Here is a 6,423-nt window from a genome sequence, read left to right on the forward strand (position 1 = left end):
CTCCGCCACCCGAACGAGTGGCTCGCCGGCCCACAGCCGGACGTGCGGGTCCGCAGCCGGACGTGCCGCTCCACAGCCGGAACCGAAGCGCGCCTCAGCGCCCTCCGCCGCCCGCTCCCACCCCCACCACACGCCCGTACTGCTCCCGCACCTCCCGGTACCGCAGCAGCTCCGCCGCCACCGGGTCCAGCACCCGGGCCCTCCCGCAGCCCGCCGCCGCCTCCCGCAGCCGCCTCTCCGCCTCCAGCCCGTACCTCCGCGCCGGCCCCCGGGCGGCCATCCGGCAGCTCCACTCGATGAACGGTCCGCCCACGATCCCGATGACCATCAGCAGCACCGGCACGCCCAGGTTCGGCGCCATGACGCCGATGATCTGCCCGAGCAGCCACAGCCCGCCCACGAACTGCACGATCGTCATGGCCGCCTGGGCGAGCACGGCCACCGGCCACCACCCCGGCCGCGGCGGCCGCCCCGGCGGCAGTCCCGCCCGTACGGCCAGTTCGTCGAGCGCCTCCGGCAGCCCCTGCGACCCGCGCACCGCCGCCTCGCGCACCGCCTGGGCCCACGGCGCGGGCAGCCCGGCGGAGGCCCGGTCGGCGACCGTGCGCACCGCCTGCTCCACCCGCTGCCGTGCGGTGACCTCCTCGTCGGGCTGGCCGCCCAGCGGGACCCGGCCGGTGGTCGGCTCGCGCCGCGCCCGGCACCAGCGCCACAGCCGCAGCCAGGGGGTGCCGCAGGCGCGGTTGGCGTTGCGCAGCCAGGCGCGTTCGGCCGCCTCGCCCGCCGCCGTGGCGCCCACGGCGTTCGCCAGCCGGTCGGAGAACTCCTCCCTGGCCTCCTCGCTCAGCCCGGTGCGCCGGCGCGTGGCGTACACGGGCCACAGGCGGGCGGCGGCGATGTCGACGTCGGCGGAGATCCGGCGGGCGGGGGCCCCGCGCTCGGCCACGAACCGGGCGAGCGCCTCGCGCAGGTCGCCCACCCCGTCCCCGGTGAGCGCCGACAGGGCGAGCACGGTCGTACCGGGTTCGCCGTACTCCCCCAGCACGATGCCGTCCTCGTCGAGGAGCCGCCGCAGGTCGTCCAGGACCTGTTCGGCGGCGTCGCCGGGCAGCCGGTCGATCTGGTTGAGGACGACGAACATGACCTCCGCGTGGGCCGCCATGGGGCGCAGATAGCGCTCGTGCAGCATGGCGTCGGCGTACTTCTCCGGGTCGACGACCCAGATCACCGCGTCGACCAGCCCCAGCATGCGGTCCACCTGCTCGCGGTGCTCCACCGCCGCCGAGTCGTGGTCGGGCAGGTCGACGAGGATGAGTCCGCGCAACCGCTCGTCGGCGTCCGTCATGGCCTGCAGGGGACGGCGGCGCAGCCGGGGCGGGATACCGAGGCGCTCGATGAGGCTCGCCGCGCCGTCGCTCCAGCTGCACGCGATGGGGGCGGCGGTGGTGGGCCGCCGTACGCCGGTCTCGGAGATCGGCACCCCGGCCAGCGTGTTGAACAGCTGCGACTTGCCGCTGCCGGTCGCGCCCGCGATGGCGACGACGGTGTGCCGGCCGGAGAGCCGGCGCCGCGCGGCGGCCTCGTCGAGCACGCGTCCCGCCTCGGACAGGGTGCGGTTGTCGAGGCGGGCGCGGGAGAGCCCGACCAGCTCGCGCAGCGCGTCCAGCCGCGAGGCGAGCCGCGGGTCGTACGACAGGGGGGGCACCTTCTGCGGTGCGGAGGCGCGGGGTTCCGCCACGGAGGGCTGCTCCTTCGCCGCGCTGCCGTTCACCCGGCGCGCGATCAGTCCGTCGTCCCAGGCGCCGGGGGTGTCACCACGCCCGGAGTGCTCGGAGCGCTCGGAGCCCTCCGAACGCTCGCTGCGCTTGGGGGGCTTGGGGTGCTCGGTGTGGTCCTGGTCAGTGACGGCGGTCACCGGTCACCTCTCCTTCTGCAGTACGGACAACGCGGCGATGAGTTCCGGCTGGGGCTCCGCGTGCACCTCGAGCGTGTCGATCGGGGCGAGCCGGCGTTCCCGTTCGGCGTGCATGATCCGGTCGACGTGGGCGACGAGGAGCCGCCCCCCGCGGTCACGCAGGCGCAGCGCGCCGTGGGCGCCGATCCGCTCGGCGAGCGTCTCCCCGGCGGTCCGGGCGCGGCGGCCGCCCAGCAGGACCGTGGCGACGAGGGCGGCGACCGTCTCGGGTTCGGGCGCGACGGCGCGCTCCAGCTCGCGCACCTCCTCCTCGGCGAGTTCCTCCAGTTCGCGCCGCCAGCGCCGCACGGCGAGGCCGATGCGGTGCTCGACGCTCTCCGGGGCGCTGTCGGGGGCGGCCAGCTCGGGGGCGCCGGCTGCGGGCTCGCGCCGCCAGGCCTCGTCGACGCGTTCGTCGGCGGCGGCGACGGCGCACAGCAGGAGCGCGCTGAGGCTCTCCACGAGCGTGTCGAGCAGCTCGCCCGGGGTGCAGTCGAGGGGGAAGGCGCGCCACCGCTTGAGCGCGTCCCCGGCGAGCACGGCCCCGGCCTGCAGCCGCCCCCGCACCCGCGCGTGCTCGCTGTCGTACGCGGTCTCCACGGTGGAGGTGAGGCGCAGCGCGGCGGCGTACTGGGCGGCGGCGGCGCCGGCCAGCTCCGGCAGCCGGAAGTTGAGGGAGTCGAGGACGCCGTACGCGGTACGGGCCATCACGTGCTGCCGGGCGGCCGGGTCGAGCGTCTGGTGGACGAGCCAGGTGCGCAGCCCGGCCACGGCGGTGCCGGGCAGCAGCCCGCCGCCCCAGGCGGACTCGGGCAGCTCGGGCACGGTGAAGCGGGGTACGTCGCCGAGCCCGGCCTTGGTGAGGAGTGCGCCGTACTGCCGGGACACCTCGGAGACCACCTGGTGCGGCACCCGGTCCAGCACCGTGACCAGGCTGACGTCGTACTCCTTGGCGGTGCGCAGCATGTGCCAGGGGATGGCGTCGGCGTAGCGGGCGGCGGTGGTGACCATGATCCAGATGTCGGCGGCGTTGATCAGTTCGGCGGCGAGGACCCGGTTGTCGGAGACCAGGGAGTCGATGTCGGGCGCGTCGAGGAGGGCGAGGCCGGGCGGCAGGGTGTCGGCGGTCTCGACGCGCAGCACGCGCGCGGGGTCCTCGCCGGGCAGCAGCAGGTCGTCGGCCGGGTCCTGGTGGTGCGGCACCCAGACACGGGTGAGGTCGGGCAGCACCCGCATACCGCTGAACCAGTGGTGATCCTCCGGATGGCAGACGAGCACCGGCGTCCGTGTCGTCGGCCGCAGCACCCCCGCCTCGCTGACGCGCCGCCCCACGAGCGAGTTCACCAGCGTGGACTTCCCGGCTCCGGTGGAACCCCCGACGACGGCCAGCAGGGGCGCCCCGGGGTCCCTCAGCCGCGGCACCAGGTAGTCGTCCAGCTGGGCGAGCAGTTCGTCGCGGTCGGCACGCGCGCGGGCGGCCCCCGCGAGAGGCAGCGGGAAGCGTGCGGCGGCGACACGGTCGCGCAGGGCGGAGAGTGCGTCGAGCAGCTGAGGCCGTACGTCCAAGGTCACCACATGCGAAGAATGCCCAATTTCAGGGTAATTCTGAAGCATATGGCCACGTCTGCGCGCCGACAGGACACAACCGGATGGAAGGGATGTCTGCGACGCGGGCACGGCCGAGGCATAACGAGTGCACAACACCCGATGCGTCAGAGGCCAAAACGAGTGCACGATTCGCACCTGCCTGCGATTATCAGGACCGCTTCACCGAACCTCCACATCGAGCCACGGAGGCGAGGCGACAGGGACGAGGATGCGGGAGCCCTATCCTTGTCCCCGGCAGCGTCACGGACAGGCCCCCACCAGGGCACCACGACGACAGGCCACACACCGGCCCCCGTAGCTCAGTGGATAGAGCAGGCGCCTTCTAAGCGCTTGGCCGCAGGTTCGAGTCCTGCCGGGGGCGCTCACCACTCCTGACCAGCGGAAACGCTGGTCGCTTCCTTTTGTGGCCCGGCGCATACGGCGGGAGAGCAAGCGCCTTTCCGCACCGGCCGTACGGCCCCGGCGACCTGCCCCGGAGTGATCGAATCGTTGCCGCGGCGTCCGCAACCACCCGCCGGGCTCGCCCGTCCCCTAGTCAGCCGCTGATGACGAGCGGGCCGCAGGTGAAGGGGAGGGACACGTGAGGACGACGAGAAGGACCGTGTGGAGCGCGTTGGTGGCCGGTGGGGCCGCGTTCGCGTTCACGGCGGTCTCCGCGGTGCCGGCGGGGGCCGCGGAGGGAGGGGTCTCCTTCAGCAGGGTGAAGGTGAACGGCGGGAAGCCGATCGTGATCGGGGTCAAGGAGGAGGTCGTGGTGCACGCGACCTTCCGGATGACGACCAGGCTCAGGCACGACCCGGGGGCGGCCGTGTTCCCCTACCGCGGCGGGCTCGAGTCCGGCGACCAGCTGTGGCACGCGATCGACAGCTCCGACTGCAGGGTGGTGAACCGGGCGAAGGGCATCTGCGACTACGAGGAGTGGCTGTACATCGACCCGCGCCATTACGACTTCGGCAACGAGGACGCGGGCGCGTGGAAGACCGCCGGCCGCGTCTGGCTCGCCGGTGACAAGCACGACATCGACGACGTGAAGGTGCCGCTCCAGGTCAAGCGGGCCACCCGCGTCACCGTCAACGCCTCCCCGGAGCCGGTCCGGAAGGGCGGGACGCTCACCGTGACCGGGAAGGTCACCCGGGCCGACTGGGACACGCACAAGTACCGGGGGTACGCGGGCCGCACCGTGAGCCTGCAGTTCAAGGCGGCGGGCGCCAAGGCCTACACCACGGTGCGGAAGGTGAAGTCGAACAGCACCGGAACCCTCAGGACCACGCTGAAGGCCACCCGCTCCGGCACCTGGCGCTGGGTCTACCACGGCAACACCACCTCCGGCGCGAAGGCGTCGGCCGGGGACTACGTGGCCGTCCGCTAGGCGTACCGACTCCTGACTGGGGACCGGCGCCCTCCGCGGGAGGGGGAGCCGTCGGACACGGCTCCCCCTCGGGCCATTCGCACGGCACGGGGCACGTTGCGCCGCGAGGGAGACAGGTGGCGAAAGGGCGCGCAGGCGACGGACGGGCGGCGGCGGAGCGGTGTCAACACCCACAGCCCCTGCCGGGCATCGCGCTCGCGTCAGGGCGCGCGTGAGCGCGTGCGCTCCCCCACGCGGCCTCATTCCTGCCGGCCCCCGGCGGTGAACCACCGCGCCACCGTAGCAACTTATTCGGGATCGCCCACCATTGGGTGGTTACGCCCGAATGGTAAGTTCACTGGTAAGGATGGAATGGTTCGTCACCGTTCCGCCTTTCCCGGAGCCGCTCATGCGCACTGCCGTCATCGCCGCCCAGGACCCGCCCCGGACAGGGCGCTCCGAGCCCTTCCCCCCGGCCTCGCCACCGGGACAGGCGGAGGAGCGAGAGCTGGAGTTCCGGGGTTTCGCGTACACCTGCCGGATCGTCCGCCAGAACGCCCCGCGGACCGCCCCGTTGCTGCTGCTCGGAGGGTCCTCGCAGAACCGGTACTCCTGGCAGGGCCACGAGAAGTGGCTGGCACCGCTGTGCACGCTGATCACGGTGGACCTTCCCGGGTACGGCAGTTCGGACTTCCTTCCCGCCCGCTACGACATCGACTTCCTCGGTGACGCGGTTCAGCACATGCTCACCGAGATCGGCGTGCCCGAGGTGAACCTGTTCGGCGGCTGCTTCGGTGAGGTCGTGGGGCTGCGCTTCGCGCAGCGTCACCCGGAGTCGGTCCGGCGCATCATCTTCGCGGCCGCAGCCATCCGGTTGCCCGAGCTCTACCGCGAGGCCGTGCCGCGGCTGTCGCAGGCTCTCGAACGGGGCGACATCGCGCAGGCCGCCGACGGGCTGGTACGGCTGTTCATGTCGAACCCGGATGCCGGCAAGGTCCGCAGGCATGCGGCTGTGGCCCGGCTGCTCCAGCACCAGTTCACGAACCAGACGCCGGACGACATCCGCAAGGCAGTCGAGCACAACATCAGGCTGATGACGCACGGCCCCTACCGACCACTGCCGGTGCCGCGTGTGCCGGCCCTGGTGTTCACCGGGGAGTACGACACCCTGTGCACCCCGGAGATGGGGCGGGAACTCGCCGCGACGATGCCGGGGGCGCTGTTCACGACCGTGAAGGAGGCGGACCACCTCGTCACGGTCGAGCGGAGGCAGGAATCCGCCGATCTGATCGCCCGGTTCTGCACCGACCGGCCCATCGGCGGCCTGCCGTACTGCACACCCGTCGAGACCCCGTGCGCCGGATCCAGACCCGCCCCGGTCTGACGCCGGTCATGCGGAAGGGCCGCAACCCGACAAGGGGTTGCGGCCGCGTCGCGCAGCCCCGGCGCCCGGCGTCAACTGAGCCCGGCACTCATCAGCAAGGGGCGCGGGTAACCCCCGCGGGGCGGACCG

General features: G+C 73.1%; 4 protein-coding genes and 1 tRNA gene. 3 read left to right on the top strand and 2 right to left on the bottom strand.

Annotated elements, in window-relative coordinates; translation table 11 throughout:
- Positions 1–94: 94 nt before the first annotated feature.
- Entirely contained in the window at positions 95–1,915 is a 1,821-nt protein-coding gene (locus ACIQ8B_RS12260; protein ID WP_403546623.1) for a YfjP family GTPase, read from the bottom strand.
- Positions 1,916–1,918: 3 nt separating this feature from the next.
- On the bottom strand, positions 1,919–3,529 hold the full coding sequence (locus ACIQ8B_RS12265) for a dynamin family protein (protein ID WP_403546624.1): 1,611 nt from the start codon (positions 3,527–3,529) through the stop codon (positions 1,919–1,921).
- 321 nt (positions 3,530–3,850) lie between these two features.
- Here ACIQ8B_RS12265 and ACIQ8B_RS12270 point away from each other — a divergent pair.
- The 3 genes from ACIQ8B_RS12270 to ACIQ8B_RS12280 all read left to right on the top strand — a co-directional run bounded on the left by ACIQ8B_RS12270 (position 3,851) and on the right by ACIQ8B_RS12280 (position 6,294).
- Positions 3,851–3,923, top strand: a tRNA-Arg gene (locus tag ACIQ8B_RS12270).
- Between the two features lie 219 nt (positions 3,924–4,142).
- Positions 4,143–4,931 carry a hypothetical protein gene (locus ACIQ8B_RS12275; protein ID WP_403546625.1) on the top strand — a complete coding sequence of 263 codons (789 nt, stop codon included), beginning with the start codon at positions 4,143–4,145 and terminating at the stop codon, positions 4,929–4,931.
- Between the two features lie 388 nt (positions 4,932–5,319).
- A complete protein-coding gene (locus tag ACIQ8B_RS12280) occupies positions 5,320–6,294 on the top strand; it encodes an alpha/beta fold hydrolase (protein ID WP_290009707.1) in 975 nt (324 codons plus the stop codon).
- Positions 6,295–6,423: the final 129 nt, after the last annotated feature.

Origin of the sequence: Streptomyces sp. NPDC096105, assembly GCF_044763335.1 — a bacterium.
GTDB lineage: Bacteria > Actinomycetota > Actinomycetes > Streptomycetales > Streptomycetaceae > Streptomyces.

What these genes read in the sequence shown, in the direction of transcription:
- ACIQ8B_RS12280 (WP_290009707.1), top strand. Translation starts at nt 5,320, where the DNA reads ATGCGCACTGCCGTCATCGCCGCCCAGGACCCGCCCCGGACAGGGCGC.